The organism is Mesorhizobium sp. M1E.F.Ca.ET.063.01.1.1, assembly GCF_003998155.1.
In the GTDB taxonomy this organism is placed as follows: Bacteria; Pseudomonadota; Alphaproteobacteria; order Rhizobiales; family Rhizobiaceae; genus Mesorhizobium.
This window is the reverse complement of sequence record NZ_RZSC01001805.1, coordinates 1-382: the sequence shown is the minus strand read 5'-3', so window position 1 is coordinate 382 and position 382 is coordinate 1. Positions and strand designations below refer to the sequence as shown.

Genomic DNA, 382 nt, shown 5'->3' with positions numbered 1-382 from the left:
GGCTATTACCTCCTGGGTCTCCGCGTCCAGCACGGTGCCCGGATCGAACACGGTTATCTTCTCGTCCGGTTTTTCGGACAGCGCCAACACGGCGGCGGCTGCAGCCGGACCCGACCCGATGATTAGCGAAGACGGCATCTACTTCCCACGTCTAATACCTTGCGCGGCTGCGTCCAGTATCTGCTTGTTGGCCTGACGCAGCCGGCGCAGGCGGCGCAGCAGCGCGATCCGGCCGGTGACATGGCCTGCCGCGGCAAGACCCACGCCAACGATTATTGCCGCGCATCGCGCCAGCCCGTGGGCGTCGCCCTTGGCCGCTTGCAAAATCTCGCGCGGAACGCCCCTGGTCAGCGCGTGCCAGACGAAGCGGGTCTCGGCACCC

1 protein-coding gene is annotated in these 382 nt (G+C 66.5%); it reads right to left on the bottom strand.

Going from position 1 to position 382, the window contains the following annotated elements:
• Nucleotides 1-138: 138 nt before the first annotated feature.
• Nucleotides 139-382, bottom strand: a 244-nt coding sequence (locus EOA29_RS42095) for a hypothetical protein (RefSeq protein WP_210213250.1), incomplete at its 5' end; no start/stop codon positions are given.